Here is a 19531-nt window from a genome sequence, read left to right as displayed (position 1 = left end):
CATGTAAAATGAATGATAGTCTGTCGCTCAGTTGGCTTCATCCTCCGTAAAGCGCAAATAAGGATAGCTTTGGGCAGGTCTCCTGACTCGTTTCAGCATCTCCGGCCTTCCCGTATAACAGTGGCCATGCAGTTGAAATGCACTCAAGAAACTTACAGTTGCGGGGACAGCTCCCGGTTTACACGGGATTCCCTTTTAAGCCTTGAAACAACTATCGGAAGCTGTATAAGGCACCTAAAACTGTTGCAAAGGTAAAATGATTTTTAAAAATAACAGCAACAGGCACAAAAAATAGTATTGGGCAGTGCCTTTATGAAAATCTGAAACACTTATAAACACAAATGAAGGGTTGTAAAATCTTATGTTTATATTCGCACAAACAAAACCTTAATCAAGAATGACCAAAAAGAGAATTGCCATTGATATGGATGACGTAATGGCGGCCACAGGAAAGAAAATCCTTAAAACTTATAACCACATTATCGGTACGGCTTTCACCGAGCAACATTTTGAAAACAAAGCTTACTTTGAAATTTTTGAAGAAAAAAACTATCATAAAATTCGGGTTGAAATATTTAAACCGGGCTTTTTCAGAGATGTAGAGGTAATGGCAGATGCCGTAGAGGTAATAAAAAAACTGCATGAGCAATATGAAGTATTTATTGTATCGGCAGCTACTGAGTTTCCTAATTCATTGAAAGACAAAATGGACTGGCTGGAAGAGCATTTTCCGTTTATATCATGGCGAAACATTGTGCTTTGCGGAGATAAAAGCATTGTAGCCGCCGATTATATGATTGACGACCACGAGAAAAACCTGAAAACCTTTAAAGGTAAACCGCTGATGTTCAGCGCCATTCATAATCAGAAGGTAACCGGTTATCAAAGATTCAAATCATGGAAAGAAATTGAGGCTTTTTTTGAGAATGAAAGTTAAAGTCCATTCAAAAATGACCTTGTATTTATGAAAATAAGTGAAGAAAACCCCATCATCTCAAAACCAAATAATCATTACCTACTAAGAATAATAGAATCGATATTTTGGTTAGGAATTTACGCTTTAGTATTTCAACAATCTATTATTAATGCTTCATGGTGGGGCTTGCTTATTTCACTATTTTTTCTCTTTTCTGGTGTTATTAGATTACTTTTCTTTCACAAAAGAATATATCATTTTTATGAAGACAAAATAGTTATTGAAACACATAAAAATGAATATCTGGATGAAATAGATGTAAACGATATAGCAGCCTGGAACGAAGAAATTAATGACAGAGGAAAAGATGGTATTGATACTAGTTTAATTATTTGTACTGAAACCAGATTATTAATTATAGATAAAAATGATTACAAAAATTATTCAGAGTTTATTGATTATTTAAATAGGTTAAATTTACCAATTGACAAAAACCTAAAATCAACAGGTACAAAAGAACAAGAAGAAATAATAACTTCATCTGAAAAAAGACTGATTTCATTAATTATCTCATTGTTTATACTTATACCATTTGTGTTTTGGTTAATTGTTAGAACAAAAGTAGAATCAGAAGAAAAATTATATTTTACTAGCCAAATAAGCAAGATTACATTTGCCAAGCACGATGTTGAATTAGAACTTTACGGCTATCCCACAATAAGGTTTATTACCAGTGATAAAAATGTTTTCAAAACTTATAATTATAATTACGGTAACCCGAAATATGTACATCAAGACAAAACCATAAAGCTTACTGTTTCAAAAAGTGATTACGACTGGCGAATAAAAAATAAACTGATTAAAAAAATACAAATATCTTCTACGGCGAAGCTCGATATTATAGATTATGAAATACTTGACTAAACTGCTTTGAATCACTTAATGACACCCTAACTAAAACCCAATATGACCGCAAAACAAATTGTAGAAAAACTGGCAGCTTTTCCTAACAGGGGTGTAGCCACCGCTAATGAAATACCTGTGCTTGATTATCTCAGCAGTTTGTTTCCGGAACAGGAAGTATCAAGGGAGTCGTTCAAAACGCCAAAAACTTACATTTCTATTGTCTGGTGGCTCATCGGTGGTTTGTTTGCCGGTTTATTAACTCTTAATTTCTCTCCAATTGCCGGGCTTTTTATCACACTGATATTTGTAACACTGGCAATGCTGTATTTCAACTGGTACGCATCGCCGGTTACGGGTTTTCCTCCACTGGTTACTTCGTATAACCTCGTAGTTAAGCCTAAAAGTAAAGCAACCAGCAAACCTAAGAAACTCATCCTGATGGCGCATTGGGACACCGCCCCTATTTCGGTTCTTTATCGCCCCGAGATGGTTGGCAACTTCCGGAAGTCTTTAAAAATGAGCCTGTTTTTGATGATTGTGGCGCAATTTATAGCCATTTCTCAGTTTCTGGCGCCAAACAATTTCATTATGATGATAGGCAACGTATTAGCTTTTTACTTTCTGTTGCAGGGGGTAGTGGGTACGGTAGACTATTTCCGCCTAGGCTATTCAAACGGCGCTTCTGACAATGCTACCGGAGTAGCCGCCGCTGTTGCCACCGCCGAGAAGTTGTGGGCTAAAAATTTAGACAATCTGGATGTGGAACTGGTTCTGACAGGTGCCGAAGAAGTAGGCATGATAGGCGCCAGAGCCTACATGAAAAAACATTATACCGAATTTAACAAGGAAACCTATCTGATTAATTTTGATACATTGGGCAGCGGTAATCTGAAAATCATAACCCAAACCGGCAGTTGGTCTAACATTGTGTATGACAACCAGTTGATACAAATAGCCAAACAAACCGTTGCACAGCTTCCGGCTCTTAAAAATGTAACCACAGGAGCCTGGCATACGGCTGACTTTGATTCAGTCTGGTTTCAGCGGGCGGGCATTCCGGCTGTAACGCTGGCAGCACTTGATGCACACGGCCGAATGCCTAACATCCACCGACCAACAGATGTGCTGGCAAACGTAGATTTTTTACCTATGGAAAAGGCTGTTATATTAGCAGAGAAAATCGGAGAACAACTCAATATTACTTAAACACCTTACTATGAATCGTAACCAGACTTTTATCTTCTTTGGCCTGTCTGCGATAAACATTGCCTCAGGCTTGCTGGAAACCGAATGGCTTGGCTATATTACTAAACCGCTGCTGATGATTACCCTGGGTTTGTTTTATTACCTGCACACCCGTGCCACATTTAGTAAAAGAGACCGGCTTGTGTTAATTGCTTTATTTTTCTCTTGCCTGGGAGACACCTTCCTGATGTTTCAGCAATTAAACCCCAATTACTTTCTGATGGGCCTGGGTGCATTTCTGCTTGGGCATGTCTGCTATATTTTATTGTTCCGGCAAGAGGGTAAATCACGCCATTTCCGCTGGCTACCTTTTATTTCTTATGCTTGTTTGCTACTGTTTTTTCTATTGCACAGAATTCCGACCGACTTCAGGATTCCGGTAACTTTGTATGCCATAGTAATAACCTTAATGGGTATTCGTGCCAGCGAGCGGCAGGTAAAAGACAAAAGTTATGAAGTTGTACTCATTGGGGCGGTATTATTTATTGCCTCTGATTCGCTTATAGCCCTTAACAAATTTGTAGTATCAGTGCCGATGGCTGGTTTTCTGATAATGAGTACTTATGTGGTAGCGCAATATCTGATTATCCACGGTTTGCTCATCAGTCGTCGCTCTTAGTTTCATGTTTTTTGCGTCTGCGATAAGACGGTTCCGGAGCAATCAATTCGGCCATATCGCTCAGCTCCAGTTTCAGGGCATTCATCGATAATGTTATTTCACGTACCGACAGAGTGAGTGCTGCTATCTGTAGCATCAATGCACCGCCAAACATCCATTTGGCTGCCAGTTCGCGGCCAACAAAAATCAACAACATACAAACCGCACTTAAAAGCAGGCTCGAAATGGCTATTATCTGAATATTCCTTACAATTCTGATGCGCCGCTGTAAACCGATAATCTGTGCAACTATGTTCTCTTTCTCTTCTTCAGTTTTGTATTTTAAATGCAAATCTCTGATCAGACTAGCCAGCGCCAGAAACCGGTTAGTAAAAGCAATCATCAGTAATGAAACCGTAGAAAAAAGAAGTGCCGGAGTACCAATTGTCAATTCCATCAGATAGTATTAAGCGAAATCAATCGATTCGCATGAGCCAAAGAGTTTGTAAAGAATTTAAGCGTAGCTGCCCGATATATAACTTTCCAATGAAGCTATCTGAGACTTCTGTTCATTGATTAACGTTGAAACCAGGTCATTGATAGAAATAATGCCTACCAGCGTGCTGCCGTCCATTACTGGCAAGTGCCTGATGTGCCTGTCAGACATTATCTGCATGGCATTTTCCAGTTTATCTTCCACATCTATGGTAATAACTTTAGCGGTCATTACATCTTTTACCTTTGTTTCATCTGAGTGCAGGCCTTTCAAGACAATCTTGCGGGCGTAGTCGCGCTCAGAGAAAATTCCGGAAAGGGCTCCGTTGTCAATTACTAAAACCGCCCCTATGTTTTTATCTGCCATTTCTACAAGTGCATTGTATACAGTTGTATCAGACGAAACCGAGAACAGGGCATTGATTTTCTTTTTCTGCAATATCTGACGAATTTTCATAGGTGTGTACGTTATGGTTGATTGAAACTTCCTACAATTTTATAAAAAAAATCATAGAAAGCAATAGTTTGAAAAACAAAAATATATTCTTAACTTTGCACCCCTAAATAATGCGTTTCAGACATTAATCAGCGCTTATTCAGAATAAAACAGTATTCATTGTAAATCTATCATTCAAAAAATGTACGCAATCGTAGAAATCGCAGGTCAGCAATTTAAAGTTGAAAAGGGTCGTACGCTCTACACAAACAGATTAGAGGGCGAAACGAACGCTGAACTTGTATTCGACAAGGTACTCCTTGTTGACAACGGTGGAACCATTTCTGTAGGTACTCCAACCGTAGCTGGTGCTTCTGTAAAAGCAACCATCCTTGAACACCTTAAAGGCGAGAAAGTAATTGTTTTCAAGAAAAAACGTCGTAAGGGCTACGTTAAAAAGAACGGTCACCGTCAGTATTTGACCAAAATTCAAATTGACGAAATCGGAGCGTAAAACAGGTTGAGTGAAATGCTCAGCAACAAAAACATTTATTCATTGCAATTCACTAATTAAAAGAGAATAAGGTCATGGCACACAAAAAAGGTGTCGGTTCGTCAAAAAACGGCCGCGAATCAGAAAGCAAGCGCTTAGGCGTTAAATTGTTTGGTGGCCAAACGGCTATCGCTGGTAACATCATTGTTCGTCAACGTGGTACCAAACATAATCCGGGTGTAAACGTAGGTGTGGGCAGAGACCATACACTTTTCGCATTAACCGACGGTATCGTAGAATTTAAAAAAGGACGTGACGGAAAATCATTCGTTAACGTAGTAGCAGAAGCTTAATCAGCACGCTGCAAACGACTTTGAGACCTGCCTTTACGGGCAGGTTTTTTTGTGCCTTATTAAACTTATTTCTGGTCTTTTATGTTCTTAACAAGACACTAATTCATTTAAAATACCAACAATTGTCATGCTTCAACGCCAAACAATGATATATACCGAGCTGAGCCCGAATCCGAATTCAATGAAATTCGTATTGAATTTTGAGCTGGCTCCGGACGGATTGTCTTTCGACTACCCCACCATTGTTTCTACTGCAGAAGAAGGTAAGGCATCGCCTTTGGCGGCAGACCTCTTCCAATTCCCTTTTGTAAGAAGAATTTTTATTGCAGCCAATTTTATTACCATAACAAAAGATGATGATACCGAGTGGGAAGATGTAGTTTATGATGTTAAAAAGTTTCTGAAAATATATTTTGAGCAGAACCACCCGGTTTTTACACAAAAAACCATTGATAAAAATACATTGATCATTGACGCCAATGATTCGGCAGTAGTAGCCAAAATCAAATCAACGCTTGACCAGTACGTTCGGCCGGCAGTTGAGTCTGACGGCGGCGCTATCAACTTTGCCTCTTTTGATGAAATAACAGGCCAGGTAAAGGTTTACCTTCAAGGCTCTTGCAGCGGTTGCCCTTCATCAACAGTTACGCTGCGCGACGGTATACAGCGATTATTGACCACAATGGTGCCAGAGGTAAAAGAAGTAGTGGCAGAAGGCGTGTAATGACAAGAAAGAAAATTTTGTTGAGCCAGGGCAATGCCTTGGCTCTTTTTTCGTAATACTAAAGCGCATGATTTGCCATAATCCTTGACAAAATGCCCTCTTTGAGCGAATAGCTTGAAACCAACACCTGATTGATTCCAAAAGCCTGTATCACATATTTAATTAGGCAAACCGCTACTACTATCATATCAGCCCTTAATTCAATCATTCCGGCAATCGCCATTCTTTCTGCGTGGTTCTTAAAAAGCAGTTCGTCATAAGCCCTGTAAAATTCCTGAATTGAATATTCAAATCCAACTTGTTCTTCTGCAGGTAATACTCCTTTTTCCCGCATGTATTGCATATCAATCAAGGTATCAAAAGAACCTGACGAGCCAATTAAAATTTTAGGGTCATACTGATGGCAGGCATTGGCAAGCGGCAATAACTGCTCGCGGAAGTAATCATCCATTTGCTGCACCGAGCGCATAGAAACAGGATCAGTCTTCATAAATCTGTCCATCAGGCGTTGCCCGCCTATTTCAAAACTCTGTTTCCATAAAATCCGGTCTTCGTTACCAATAATAAATTCTACACTGCCACCGCCAATATCCATCACCATTGATGTTTCTTTAATTGGCACGGCTTCTTTTACGCCATAATATATCAGCTCTGCCTCCTTATCGCCTGAAATAACCTGAATCATGATACCGGTTTCTTCTGCTACACGATTAACAAATTCATCTTTATTGGCCGCATTTCTGATAGCGCTGGTACCAATGGCAAATACCTGTTTAGTTTCTATCTCATGGCTATCAATAATGCCCTTGAAATGCCTCAGAACCCCTAAGGCTCTCTGGATACCCTCTTCAGAAATAATGCCTTTGCTAATGCCCCCCTGCCCTATTTTAGCCGGGATAGACTCGCGGTAGAGAGTCTGCTTGTTCTCAACAATCAATAAATGAAAAGTATTGGTTCCTAAATCAATGACGGCGATTTTCATGAAGCGGTATTCTGGTGATGTTTCCGGTGCAAAACTACACCTTTTAAAAAAAGACTTGCAGACCTGCCCCGATTAAATTTCATAAAAACCTGACGGATACTTGAAAAAATAATTAATTATTTCTACATTTGCAGCCCAAACAAAAGGAGGTGTATCTATATGTTAGTAGTAAATGTAAAAGAAAACGAGTCTATTGATAAAGCGTTGAAACGTTTTAAAAAGAAATTTGAAAAAACTGGTGTGTTGCGTCAGTTGCGTAAACGTCAGGCTTTTGAGAAACCTTCTGTAGCTCGTCGTAACGAGGTTATCCATGCCCGTTATGTAACAAAACTAAGAAGCAACGAAGAAATCTAAAATCAATTGACAGCCTAACCGAAACTAAATTTCGGTGGTTAATTGTAAATAGATATATTTTAAACCATATTAGCAGCTTCAATTGCCTAAAGCAAATTGTTTACTGCTAGTATGGTTTCTTATTTTTTACAGTATATCCAATTCGAAAAACGGCTTAGTCGGCATACACTTACCGCTTATGAAAACGACATGAAGCAGTTTTCGTCTTATCTCCTATTTCAATACGAACTGAAAGAGCCTGAAAAGGCCGATTCACAGATGATAAGGTCTTGGATAGCCGGCATGGCTGAAGAAAAAATGGATAACCGGAGCATCAACCGGAAAATAGCCACTCTCCGCAGTTTTTATGATTATCTGCTTCGTCGCAAAGCCATCAATGCCGACCCGATGCTTAAAGTAAGGGCATTGAAAACCGACAAACCCCTGCCGAAATTTGTTGAGGAAAAACCCATGAAAACGATGCTGGACGAAACCGGTTTTGAAGCCGATTTTGCCGGACACCGGGATAAACTGGTTCTGGAACTACTCTACGGTACAGGTATGCGGCTGGCTGAGTTAATAGGCCTAAAAACGGCTGATGTAAATCTATTTAACCAGACACTTACCGTGCTGGGCAAAAGAAACAAGCAAAGGGTTATTCCTGTCAATAAAGGCCTGGCAGATGCCATTGCCGTTTATCTGATTTACAGAAAAGAGTTTCTGAGCAATTACGAAGATACCCCTTACCTGATTTTAACTGACAGCGGAGTGCAGGCGTATCCGATGTTTATACAGCGGCTGGTAAAAAAACACTTAACGCCCGTTACCTCTCTTGAACAAAAAAGCCCCCACGTAATAAGGCACACATTTGCCACGCATCTGCTTAACCGGGGTGCCGACCTGAACGCTATTAAAGATTTGCTGGGCCACACCAGCCTGGCCGCAACACAGGTTTACACGCACAATACCATTGAAAAACTAAAGAAAGTATATCAACAGGCACATCCAAAGGCCTGATTGGTGCCTGCCAACCGCAACATTCAACCTATAACTATGACTCTTGATGAAAAACTACCTCTACACCCTCTGCCTGATAGCGGCAGTTAGCCTTGCCTATTTTTATCCGCAATATTTTATTGAAGTCAATGGTTTTCAGTTAAAAGAGCTGATTATCCCTCTTTTGCAGATAATTATGTTCGGTATGGGTACAACCATGACCTACGACGATTTTCTGGGAGTAATAAAAATGCCAAAGGCGGTTATTATCGGGCTGGTATGCCAGTTTACTATTATGCCATTTTTAGGCTTTGCCATTGCCAGTACCTTCAATTTCCCTCCTGAAATTGCTGCGGGTGTTATTCTTGTAGGCTGCTCGCCCAGCGGGCTGGCGTCAAACGTTATATCTTATATTTCAAAAGCCAATGTTGCCTTATCAATTACTATCACCTCACTTGCAACCATTCTGGCACCTTTTCTTACACCTTTTCTGATGAAAATGCTTGGTGGGCAATTTATTGAAATCAATTTCTGGTCTATGATGTCAGATATCGTTAAAATGATAATTGTTCCCATCGGCATTGGCTTTCTGGTTAACAAATTACTAAAAAATCATAATGCGCTGTTACAGAAAATACTTCCGCTTATATCAATGGGGGGTATAACAATAATACTTGTGGTAATTACAGCTGCCGGGCAAAAATCAATTCAAGCCGTAGGTTTAGCTTTGGTTTTTGCTACTGTTATTCATAATGTTGGTGGTTTTATTTTGGGCTACTGGGGCGCCAGATTATTTAAGCTGCCCGAGCAAGATTGCCGTACCGTAGCCATAGAGGTTGGGCTGCAAAATGCCGGGCTGGCCTCTGGCTTAGCAAAGGCCATGGGTAAACTGGCTACAGTGGGCATAGCCCCTGCGTTATTCGGGCCAATCATGAACATAAACGGCTCGCTGCTTGCCAGCTTCTGGAGTAAAAGGCCGGTAGATTAGTCTTCACGGTATCATGCGATACCAAAAAAGCACGGCTGCCCGTGCTTTTCTCTTTTATAAACTTCCGGAATCTTACCTTCCGGTGTACATGCTTTCGTAGTATTTCATGTAATCGCCACTGGTTACGTTTTTTAACCAGGTGGTGTTTTCAAGGTACCACTCTACTGTGTTTGTAAGGCCCTCTTCAAATTGAAGAGACGGCTGCCAACCCAGTTCGTTCATAAGTTTGGTGGCATCTATGGCATATCTTAAATCATGCCCGGCACGGTCTTGCACATAAGTGATTAATCCGGCAGAGGTACCCTCAGGGCGGCCGAGTTTTTCATCCATTATTTTGCAAAGCAAATGTACCAGGTCAATATTCTTCCATTCATTAAAGCCGCCAATGTTGTAGGTCTCGCCATTACCGCCATTGTGGTAAATAACATCAATGGCACGTGCATGGTCTTTTACATAAAGCCAGTCGCGCACGTTTTCGCCTTTTCCATATACCGGCAAAGGCAAATGATGCATGATGTTGTTAATCATTAGCGGAATCAGTTTTTCAGGAAAGTGATTCGGCCCGTAATTATTAGAGCAGTTAGAAACCACCACCGGTAGCTTGTAGGTATTATGATAAGCCCTTACAAAGTGGTCAGATGAAGCCTTTGAGGCAGAATACGGAGAACGCGGATCATAGCTGGTGGTTTCAAGGAAGAACTCCTTCGGGTCATGCAGTTCACCATACACCTCATCAGTCGATACATGGTAGAATCGCTTACCTTCATAATTACTTTCTTTCCATACCTCGCGGGCCGCATTAAGCAAGTTGACGGTGCCTATAACGTTGGTCATCACAAATGCCATCGGGTCTGTTATTGACCTGTCTACATGCGACTCAGCTGCCAGATGAATAACGCCATCAAAATTATACTTCTGAAACAGGCCTTTCAGAAAATCAGCATCTACTATATCTCCTTTCTCAAATGTATAGTTAGGCAGGTGCTCAATATCTTTCAGGTTTTCAAGATTACCGGCGTAGGTTAGTTTATCCAGATTAACAATCTGATAATCGGGATACTTGGTAACGAATAGGCGAACTACATGAGAACCAATAAAGCCTGCTCCGCCGGTTATTAAAATGTGTTTTGATTGCATCTTTCTATTTCAGTTTAGGTATTACAAATGGCCGGCAAATAGGTTAACTACCGGCGTTGTAGTACATGGCATTATTTGTTTTCAGCTATTTTCTTTTCCCAACGCCAGGCATCTTCCACGCTTTCTTCCAACGACTTCTCGGTTTTCCAGCCCATTAGTTTTTCAGCTTTCTCAACACTTCCGTATATTTTCTCTACGTCTCCGGCCCTGCGCGGCCCTATCTCATAATTCAGTTTTACATTATTCACTTTTTCAAAGGCTTTTATAACCTCTAATACAGTATTTCCACGGCCTGTACCTACATTAAATACCTCATAAAAATTATCTTGTTTCTCTGAAAGCAATTTTAATGCCGAAACGTGCGCCTTTGCTAAATCAACCACATGTATAAAGTCTCTTACGTTGGTACCATCGGGGGTATCGTAGTCGTTCCCGAAAACAGTCAGTTTCTCTCTTTTGCCTATAGCTGTTTGTGTAATAAACGGAACAAGGTTGCCAGGTACGCCTCTTGGCAGCTCGCCGATATGAGCAGAAGGGTGCGCACCAATAGGGTTAAAATAACGTAATGATATAATTTTTAAAGCATTACCTGCTGCTATCGTATCCCGAAGTATGTCTTCACAGATAGTTTTAGTGTTGCCATAAGGCGATGCCGCTGGCTTACGCGGCGTATCTTCTGTTACAGGTATTGAATCTGGCTGGCCATATACCGTACATGACGATGAAAACACAAGGTTCTTGATATTCAGTTTCAGCATCACCTCCAGTACATTAAGGGTTGAGCCTATGTTGTTTTCATAATATTTAAGCGGTTGCTGCACCGACTCACCTACGGCTTTATAGGCAGCAAAATGGATGATTCCTTCAATATTTTCTTCTGCACAAATCTTTTCAAGAGATGCTATATCGTTACAGTCGTTTTCATAATACTTTACAGACTTATCCAGTATTTTTTCCAGGCCTTGCAGCATGGTTTTTTCAGAATTGCTGAAATTATCAATAATAACAGGGTCATAACCGGCGTTCACCAGTTCAACTACTGTGTGGGAGCCAATAAATCCGGCACCGCCGGTAACTAAGATTTTCATAAGCTTAAATTATCCTGTTAAAGTTTTTGAAAAAGTTTTTTAGCAAAACTATTTGTTTTTTTGGCAAAAGTATGAATTTAGAGGTGGAATTAGAAAATTTTGAGGTTTGAAGTTTTAACATGGCCGTAGCATAGCAGTTAGCACACTGACTGTCAGCTATTTAAAGCCGTAACGGAGCAGGTATGAAAGAATCAGAAATAAAGGCGCTGGTAACACTTCTCGACGATGAGGATATGGAAGTAGTACAGCATGTAGAAAAACAATTGAGAACGATTGGTGGCGCGGTGATTCCTTTGCTGGAAGACCATTGGCAGGAAAACGGGTTGAATCCGGTGTTGCAAAAGAAAATTGAAGACCTTATTCATGACTTGCAATACAACTTATTAGTTACCAGATTAGTAGATTGGAAAAATAACGGGCACCAGGATTTGCTGGAAGGTATGTGGATTGTGGCAACGTATCAGTATCCTGATATCAGTCTTGAAAAATTGCGCCAGAGCCTGAACGATATTTATTTTGATACCTGGCTGGAATTCAGGGACGATTTGCACCCGCACGATCAGGTAAGGATATTGAATCAGGTGTTTTTTGATAAGTATAAGTTTCAGGCCAATACGAAGAACTTTCATTCTCCGGCCAACTCTATGTTGAATCAGGTTTTTGAACAACGCAAAGGCAACCCGATTTCGCTTTGTATCATCTATATGTTACTGGCCAAGCGGCTGGGCATGCCGGTAAGCGGTGTAAATTTACCCAGTTTGTTTGTACTGACCTATAAAAACCCACAGATACAGTTTTATATAAATGTATTTAACAGGGGGTTAATATTTTCTAAGATTGATATCAGCAACTACATTAAACAAATGCACTTGCTGCCACAAGATAGCTTTTATCAGCCCTGCACTAACCTTGATATTGTGTGCAGAGTATTGAGAAACCTGATTGTGTCGTTTGAGAAAGTATCGGATGTAGAACGAGCGCAGGAAATAGAAAATGTACTAAAGCTCCTGACCGAATAAATTAACACACAGCTACCAGATAGTATTTGTCTATTTTCTCTACAAATATCTGGTATGTCTGGTCTATTTCATTAATCTTGAGCCTGCCATTAATAACCTGCTGATTGATACTGAAAGGTGCTATCAGCAGGTTATCGTTAAAAATTACCTTGCGCTTACCATACAATTTATAAAGCGCCTCCTTTGCCGACCAGTAAATACAAAGTTTATCCAGATTACCAGCAGCATCGGCCCTTTCGGCATCTGACAGAAACTTGTGGGCAATTTTCAGCAATTTTTCGCTTGGGTGTTCCATATCAATGCCCAATGGCAGGTATTTATGCATTACCACAGCCACGTATTCAGCAGTATGCGTTAATGAAAACTGCCAATCAGCTCCAACCAGAAAAGGCTTACCATATTGATCCTTTTTAATACCCAGATACTCAATTCCCAGTTTGTCTGTCAGATACTTAATAGTTAACCGGCTGCAAAAAAACTCAATTTGCTTTTGGGCATGGCTAATGCCTGCCAATTCGGCATCGGTCAATATTTCAGAGGGTAACAAAGCTTGCAGCTCATCATGCGACTCTTCTATCTTCCAGACAGCCAGAAATGATTCATTGCTGTATTGCTTTTCCTTAACAATGGCCATATATAAAAATGAGTGGTTTTGGCGAAAAAGCCGCAAATAAATGAATAAACTGAAAACCAGAGTTTGATTTGAAATATTTTTTTACATTTGCTTACAGGCATCTAATTTCTGGCTGATAAAAAAAACATCCCCTTCAGAATTGAAAAAAAAGCAGATATTAACAGGCAATTAATAAACTTACTCACCTTTAATGTGGTAAAACCACCCGGGCCAGACTTTAAACCCCGTGGTTTATTTTAAACAATAAAAGGCCGAAATATTGCAGCAAATAAAGAATTCGTTGTCAGATTATAAGAAGTTTTTTGTGAATTCACAAAATTTTCTAAAATTGTATGTCTGAAATACAGCATAATCTTTTAAACTTTCGTCTTTTGACTAAGCAATGATTTTCTTTAAGTCTTGTTTTAGCAAATAAATGTTTTGTAAAGTTTGCGGTAATTTTTTAAAACTAAACTAATACTATAAATTATCTGACCTATGAAAATTAAAAATCACCAGTTTCATCTAAGCTTCGGTACCGCTACTTATATCTGTAGTTAATTCATTTTTTATCACGCCTTATTTTTGTACTTTATAAAGTTTGTCTTGTACAATAAATGATTTATCATCATTTATTAGCTATTTTGACTCATGTTTTGAGGTATATATGCAATTTTAATTTATTTTTAATCACTTTAATTAATCTATAACAAACTAAATACGAATGAACAAACTTTTACGGGTTTCATTAGGCTGCCTGTTCCTCTTTATTTCATTTTGGGGAAATGCGCAAGATGTAGATGTAACGGGAAAAGTTACGTCTACCGAAGACGGTAGTCCGCTACCAGGTGTTTCGATTACAGTTAAAGGTACAACAAGGGGTACAACAACCAACATAGACGGAACCTACAAAATTTCAGTTCCGGCTAATGGTACACTACAGGCCAGCTTTATTGGCTTTGCCTCGCTTGAACAACCGATTAATAATCGCAGAATTGTTGATTTTAATCTTGTACCAACTACTAAAGATTTGAACGAAGTGGTTGTAACCGGTTATGGTTCACAAATCAAGCGTGATTTGACAGGTAATATTGCCAAAATAAAAGCTGCTGAAATTGCTGATGTACCTGCTACAACGTTTGAGCAAAGTATCCAGGGTAAGGCCGCCGGTGTACAGATAAACCAGGGTACCGGTAAATTGGGCCAGGGTATTCAGGTTCGGGTTCGCGGTCAGTCGTCGGTTGGTGCATCTAATCAGCCACTTTATGTATTGGATGGTATCCCGCTTACGCAAGAAAGCCAAGCCATCTCAACCAGTACAACTAACCCTTTGGTAGACATCAACCCACAAGACATTGAGTCTATCGAAATCCTTAAAGATGCTTCTGCAGGTGCTATTTATGGTGCGCGTGCTGCCAATGGTGTGGTACTTATTACAACTAAAAAAGGTAAGGCCGGAAAAACCAGCGTTTCGTTTGGTATGCTATATGGAAAAAGCAAACCAACCAATGTGTTGCAGTTCCTGAACACCAAGCAATATATGGATTTTTACCGCATGGCAGCTGCCAACTCAGACGCCATTGACGGATATGAAGCAAGCGACCCTGATTCTTATACTTCTTATATGGAAAGCTTCTTTGTTACCCAAAGCCTGGGTACCTTAGGAACTGCCAAACAAGCTGATACGAAATGGGCCGACCTGGCATATCAGGATGCTCCGATGCAACAGTATGACCTGAGCATTACCGGAGGTTCTGAGAAAACTACCATCTTTATCTCTGGTCAGTTGTTTGACCAGAAAGGTATTCTTGCCGGAAACGCATTCGGACGGATGTCGGGTCGTATGAATCTATCTCATAAGGTAACTGACAAATTATCGGTGGGAATGAACATGAGCATGACCCGCACACTTAACGAGCGTGTATCAGGCGACCGCCAGTTTGACAACCCTCAACAGTTGGTGGCGCTTCCTCCGATGACTCCTGCTACTGACCCTGATACAGGTTTACCGGTAGGTATGCCTCCCGGAGACATCAATATTCCGGTTTATTACAATGCCCTTATCAATATTGGCAATGCCTATTATAACACTACGGTGCATCGTAATATTGGTAATGTATTTGGTGAGTATAAATTCTTTGATGGACTGAGATTCCGTTCTGAATTGGCAGTAGATTTATTGAACCAACAGGAAGAACAATACTATAACAGCAAAACCCAACGTAACTTTAGCGCTCCGCTTGGCTATGGTTATAATAGGTTTGTAAGAGTTGAAAACTACAACACCAACAATTACTTTGTGTTTGACAAAACAATTGGCGTTCATTCAATAGATGCCACTGCTGGTATGTCGTTCCAGAGTTCGCTCAGAAAAACGGTTGCAGCAGAAGGAAAAGATTTTCCATCTGACGCCTACCGCATGATTGCCAGTGCTGCCAGAAAAACAGACGCCAGCTCTTCTGAGGCAGCTTATAACTTCTTGTCATATTTTGCACGTATCAATTACAAATTCAACGAAAAATATTTGTTGGGTCTGAGCGCACGTACTGATGCTTCTTCTCGCTTTGGTAAAGATAACCGCTATGGTTTCTTCCCTGCGGTATCAGCAGGCTGGATTCTTTCAGAAGAAGGCTTCCTTAAAAACAGCGATGCGCTTAGCTTCCTGAAAATCCGCGGTAGCTGGGGCTTAACTGGTAATGCTGAAATTGGCAATTTTGATCATTTGGGCTTATTTACCGGCGATGCAGGTTATGGCACCTTACCAGGCCAGCGTCCATTACAATTAGCAAACCCTAACCTACGCTGGGAGGAAACCCAACAGGTTGATATTGGTTTAGACTTTGGTTTGTTTAAAAACAGAATCAATGGAGAAATTGATTATTACGAGAAAAAGACTACCGGTTTGTTACTGAACGTAAACGTACCTGGTACGTCAGGTTTTGCGGTACAACGTAAAAACGTAGGCTCTTTAACCAACAAAGGTTTTGAATTTGTGTTGAATACCGAAAACTTTGTAGGGCAATTTAAATGGAAAACGAGCATCAATGCCTCTACCAATAAAAACGAAATTACCAGCTTGCAAGGACAGGTAATTGAGGGCGGTTTGAGCAATATGAGCCGCGCTGTAGAAGGCCAGCCGCTGGGTGTATTCTATACTGTAGAGTATGCAGGTGTTGACCCTGCCAACGGAGATGCACTCTTCTACAAAAACACTAAAAATGCAGACGGAACATTAGACAGATCAACTACTAATGTTTACTCACAGGCTCAACGCGTTGTAGTTGGCAGCCCACTACCTAAATGGATAGGTGGTATTACCAATACTTTCAGCTATAAAGGCATTGAGTTGAGCGTATTCTTTAATGGTGTTTTTGGTAATAAACTAAATTTCTACGGAGTAGGTCGTTTCTCTTCTGCTAATGGCCGTTATGAAGATAACCAGACTGTTAACCAGCTGGCAGCATGGACACCTGAAAACCGTGATACAAAAGTGCCTCAGGCACGTTTGTTCTTTAACAACGGTGCGCAGGCATCAAGTCGCTTTATTGAAGATGGTTCATTTATACGCCTTCGTAACGTAACGCTGGCTTACAACCTGCCAAAATCTTTAATTAATAAAGTAAAACTAAGCAATGTAAGGTTATATGTGACCGGCCAGAACTTGTTGACATTCACCAAATATTCTGGTTGGGACCCTGAAGTAAATGCCGATGACGTTGTGTCTAACATTGCTTTGGGTTATGATTTTTACACCACTCCTCAGGCAAAAACTATTACGGGTGGTTTAACAATCAATTTCTAATTTCTTTTTCAGCATTTAACGAAACAGAATGCAGTAATTTAATTTATTAAATAAAGCAATCAGAAAATAAAATGAATAAAAATATAAAAAATTGGGTTTTTACCTTTGCCACAGTAGCTTTTCTGGCAAGCTGTGACAAAAAGCTGGACGTATTGCCTACTGCCACCATTGAAGAAACGGAGGCGCTGGCAAACTCGCAGGCTGTTGAAGTTACGCTTACTGGTGCTTATGATGCCATTAGCAGCAGCAACGTTTATGGTGGTGCAATGCAGTACTCAGGTGATTTGCTGGGCGCTGAACCTACAGAAATGCGTTTTGCCGGAACATTTGTTACCTTAGACGAATTGTGGCGCAAAACTTTTACCACGACCAACTCTCAAACGCAGGCTACCTGGTTACAGAGTTATAACGCAATTAATATTACCAATAACGTTTTATCGGCATTAGATAAAGTAGAGACATCTAAAAAGGCTTCGGTTGAGGGTGAAGCACGATTTATACGTGGTCTGGTTTATTTTGACCTGGTAAGACTTTGGGCAAAAGCCTGGGCAGACGGCGACCCTGCTACTAACCTGGGTGTTCCGTTAGTTACCACCCCAACCCGTGGTATTACTGAAATAGATTACCGCCCAAGAGCTACTGTTGCTGCTATCTATGCTCAGGTAATTGAAGACCTTACAAAAGCAGAAAGCTTGCTTGGTAATCCCCAAAACACAGGTTTTGCTTCAAAAAGTGCGGCTCAGGCTATATTAGCAAGAGTTTATTTGCAACAAGGTAAATATGCTGAAGCTCGTGATGCGGCAAACAAAGTAATAAGCGGTGGCCAGTTTTCATTAACCCCTACTTTTCAAGAAGCGTTCAGGGATGCAACTAATGATAGTGAAGTTATTTTCAGAATCATAGTTACAGACCAGGACGGTACCAACAGCCTGAATACGTACTATGCACCAGCTTCTTATCAGGGTCGTGGTGATATTCGTGTACTGAGCCCTTTCCTTAACCTTTATGGCGCCGGTGATACAAGAGGTACTTATTTTGTGAGAGCTTCAAATAATACTTATACAGGAAAACACCTTGACCAGTATGGCGATGTATCTGTAATACGTCTGGCTGAAGTATATCTGATTCGTGCTGAGGCTAACCTTCGTTTAGGAACCACAGTTGGGGCAACACCACTAAGTGATGTTAACCTCATCAGAAGCAGAGCAGGCGCAACGCCACTTACAACAGTTTCGGTAACAGATGTTTTGAAAGAACGTAAACTGGAGCTGGCTTTTGAAGGAGAACAGATACATGACGTAAAACGCACCAAAGGTGGCGTTGCCGGCCTTACTTACAGTGATAACAAACTGGTTATTCCTATTCCGCAACGCGAAATAGATACCAATAAATCATTGGTTCAGAATCCGGGTTATTAATCTCAAATATCAATTTATAAAAATAGCGGGCGCAAGCGTCCGCTATTTTTATAAATACTGGCTTTTACCGAATTTTCAATTCACCCCTTTCACTTTCATGGGTAATACAAATACTGACTCAGAGGCAGTAATAAAAAGAATATCTTTGTTTTTACCACCAAAACAAACATTGGCTGTCCATTTGGCAGATATGTCAATCTGCTCAATTTTCTTTCCTTCCGGGTTATAAACACTAACTCCCCTGCCCGCCAGATACACATTACCCTGATTATCTATTGTCATTCCATCTGACAAATCTTTGGCAAACTCTGTCTTGTTAGTCAATGTGCCATCCGCATTTATATTATATCTAACAATAGCGCGGTTACCCATATCAGATACATACAGGTATTTATTATCTGGTGTACCTATCAATCCATTAGGTTTCTTTATTTCGGGGTCAACCAGAATAGCCTCTTTCTTTCCTTTGGGTAAATAGTAGAGCTTCTCTCCGTTTATACCGGCATCAGGGCTTTTTCTTTCCCAGTAATTACGCTGATAATACGGGTCAGTAAAATACATACCGCCTTTTTTATCAATCCATAAATCATTTGGCCCGTTAAACACATGCCCCTGATAACCTTTCAGTAAGACCGTTACTTTTTTATCCGGGCTTATCGACCATATTTCATTATGTTCATCGGCACAGGTAATAAGGTTACCTTTCTTATCAAAGTAGGTGCCGTTAGAGCGGCCGGCATTATCTAAAAAAACTGATAGCTTACCGTCTGTATCATACTTCCAGATTTTGTTGTTGGGCTGGTCGGTAAAAAACACATTGCCTTTTTTGTCTGACGCAGGCCCTTCTGTAAACGAAAACTGATTAGAAACCAATTGTGGTTTTGCCCCGTCGGCAATTATACCAGATTGCTGGCTGAATGTTTCCATAGCTATAGATGTTGTTAGGCACATTATTACAGCTAGGCTTCTTTGTGATTTGTTTTTCATTT

Annotated in this window: 20 protein-coding genes and 1 riboswitch; of the genes, 13 read left to right on the top strand and 7 right to left on the bottom strand. The window is 40.3% G+C overall.

Annotated features, from left to right (window positions below; all coding sequences use genetic code 11):
- Positions 1–54 precede the first annotated feature (54 nt).
- Positions 55–253: riboswitch (cobalamin riboswitch) on the bottom strand.
- 144 nt (positions 254–397) lie between these two features.
- From MB380_RS06620 to MB380_RS06605, 4 genes are read left to right on the top strand one after another with little or no spacing between them, the layout of a single operon-like run.
- Positions 398–937: a 5' nucleotidase, NT5C type gene (locus MB380_RS06620; RefSeq protein ID WP_253534008.1), complete on the top strand. Its 540-nt coding sequence runs from the start codon at positions 398–400 to the stop codon at positions 935–937.
- A 27-nt stretch (positions 938–964) separates the two neighbouring features.
- Complete coding sequence (locus MB380_RS06615; RefSeq protein WP_253534007.1) at positions 965–1840, top strand: hypothetical protein; 876 nt, start codon at positions 965–967, stop codon at positions 1838–1840.
- Between the two features lie 42 nt (positions 1841–1882).
- Positions 1883–3028 carry a M28 family metallopeptidase gene (locus tag MB380_RS06610; protein WP_253534006.1) on the top strand — a complete coding sequence of 382 codons (1146 nt, stop codon included), beginning with the start codon at positions 1883–1885 and terminating at the stop codon, positions 3026–3028.
- Positions 3029–3038: 10 nt separating this feature from the next.
- On the top strand, positions 3039–3686 hold the full coding sequence (locus MB380_RS06605) for a lysoplasmalogenase (protein ID WP_253534005.1): 648 nt from the start codon (positions 3039–3041) through the stop codon (positions 3684–3686).
- Here MB380_RS06605 and MB380_RS06600 read toward each other — a convergent pair.
- Positions 3670–4122 carry a DUF2721 domain-containing protein gene (locus MB380_RS06600; protein WP_253534004.1) on the bottom strand — a complete coding sequence of 151 codons (453 nt, stop codon included), beginning with the start codon at positions 4120–4122 and terminating at the stop codon, positions 3670–3672. The genes MB380_RS06605 and MB380_RS06600 overlap by 17 nt on opposite strands.
- A 57-nt stretch (positions 4123–4179) precedes the next feature.
- Positions 4180–4617 (bottom strand): CBS domain-containing protein, encoded by a 438-nt coding sequence (locus MB380_RS06595; protein WP_253534002.1) that lies wholly within the window; start codon positions 4615–4617, stop codon positions 4180–4182.
- Positions 4618–4798: 181 nt separating this feature from the next.
- On the opposite strand from MB380_RS06595, the gene rplU reads away from it, so the two are divergent.
- The 3 genes from rplU (at position 4799) to MB380_RS06580 (ending at position 6166) form a co-directional block, all read left to right on the top strand.
- A complete protein-coding gene (gene rplU / locus MB380_RS06590) occupies positions 4799–5110 on the top strand; it encodes a 50S ribosomal protein L21 (RefSeq protein ID WP_101725301.1) in 312 nt (103 codons plus the stop codon).
- 74 nt (positions 5111–5184) lie between these two features.
- Positions 5185–5442 (top strand): 50S ribosomal protein L27, encoded by a 258-nt coding sequence (gene rpmA, locus MB380_RS06585; RefSeq protein WP_101725302.1) that lies wholly within the window; start codon positions 5185–5187, stop codon positions 5440–5442.
- Between the two features lie 127 nt (positions 5443–5569).
- Positions 5570–6166, top strand: a complete 597-nt coding sequence (locus MB380_RS06580) for a NifU family protein (RefSeq protein WP_101725303.1) — start codon at positions 5570–5572, stop codon at positions 6164–6166.
- A gap of 58 nt (positions 6167–6224) precedes the next feature.
- Here MB380_RS06580 and MB380_RS06575 read toward each other — a convergent pair whose 3' ends face one another.
- Positions 6225–7148, bottom strand: coding sequence for a phosphatase (locus tag MB380_RS06575; RefSeq protein WP_253534000.1), 924 nt, complete (start codon positions 7146–7148; stop codon positions 6225–6227).
- A 159-nt stretch (positions 7149–7307) separates the two neighbouring features.
- Here MB380_RS06575 and rpsU point away from each other — a divergent pair, with 159 nt between their 5' ends.
- From rpsU to MB380_RS06560, 3 genes are all read left to right on the top strand, one after another.
- Entirely contained in the window at positions 7308–7502 is a 195-nt protein-coding gene (gene rpsU, locus MB380_RS06570) for a 30S ribosomal protein S21 (protein WP_101725305.1), read from the top strand.
- Between the two features lie 111 nt (positions 7503–7613).
- Positions 7614–8498, top strand: a complete 885-nt coding sequence (locus MB380_RS06565) for a tyrosine-type recombinase/integrase (protein WP_253533999.1) — start codon at positions 7614–7616, stop codon at positions 8496–8498.
- 46 nt (positions 8499–8544) lie between these two features.
- Entirely contained in the window at positions 8545–9465 is a 921-nt protein-coding gene (locus MB380_RS06560; RefSeq protein WP_253533997.1) for a bile acid:sodium symporter family protein, read from the top strand.
- 72 nt (positions 9466–9537) lie between these two features.
- Here the strand turns inward: MB380_RS06560 and rfbB are convergent, their stop codons facing one another.
- Entirely contained in the window at positions 9538–10602 is a 1065-nt protein-coding gene (rfbB, locus tag MB380_RS06555; protein ID WP_253533996.1) for a dTDP-glucose 4,6-dehydratase, read from the bottom strand.
- Between the two features lie 71 nt (positions 10603–10673).
- Positions 10674–11690 (bottom strand): UDP-glucose 4-epimerase GalE, encoded by a 1017-nt coding sequence (gene galE / locus MB380_RS06550; RefSeq protein WP_253533994.1) that lies wholly within the window; start codon positions 11688–11690, stop codon positions 10674–10676.
- Between the two features lie 182 nt (positions 11691–11872).
- On the opposite strand from galE, the gene MB380_RS06545 reads away from it, so the two are divergent.
- A complete protein-coding gene (locus MB380_RS06545) occupies positions 11873–12709 on the top strand; it encodes a transglutaminase-like domain-containing protein (protein WP_253533993.1) in 837 nt (278 codons plus the stop codon).
- Position 12710: 1 nt separating this feature from the next.
- Here MB380_RS06545 and MB380_RS06540 read toward each other — a convergent pair whose 3' ends face one another.
- Entirely contained in the window at positions 12711–13343 is a 633-nt protein-coding gene (locus MB380_RS06540; protein ID WP_253533991.1) for a 4'-phosphopantetheinyl transferase superfamily protein, read from the bottom strand.
- A gap of 703 nt (positions 13344–14046) precedes the next feature.
- On the opposite strand from MB380_RS06540, the gene MB380_RS06535 reads away from it, so the two are divergent.
- Together MB380_RS06535 and MB380_RS06530 are read left to right on the top strand one after the other, a co-directional pair.
- Positions 14047–17124 (top strand): TonB-dependent receptor, encoded by a 3078-nt coding sequence (locus MB380_RS06535; RefSeq protein WP_253533989.1) that lies wholly within the window; start codon positions 14047–14049, stop codon positions 17122–17124.
- A gap of 71 nt (positions 17125–17195) precedes the next feature.
- Positions 17196–18542, top strand: coding sequence for a RagB/SusD family nutrient uptake outer membrane protein (locus tag MB380_RS06530; protein WP_253533988.1), 1347 nt, complete (start codon positions 17196–17198; stop codon positions 18540–18542).
- 75 nt (positions 18543–18617) lie between these two features.
- Here the strand turns inward: MB380_RS06530 and MB380_RS06525 are convergent, their stop codons facing one another.
- Positions 18618–19469, bottom strand: coding sequence for an SMP-30/gluconolactonase/LRE family protein (locus MB380_RS06525; RefSeq protein ID WP_253533987.1), 852 nt, complete (start codon positions 19467–19469; stop codon positions 18618–18620).
- Between the last annotated feature and the right edge of the window lie 62 nt (positions 19470–19531).

The sequence above is a fragment of the Emticicia sp. 21SJ11W-3 genome (genome assembly GCF_024138715.1).
In the GTDB taxonomy this organism is placed as follows: domain Bacteria; phylum Bacteroidota; class Bacteroidia; order Cytophagales; family Spirosomataceae; genus Emticicia; species Emticicia fluvialis.
This window is presented reverse-complemented; position numbering and strand designations above follow the sequence as displayed.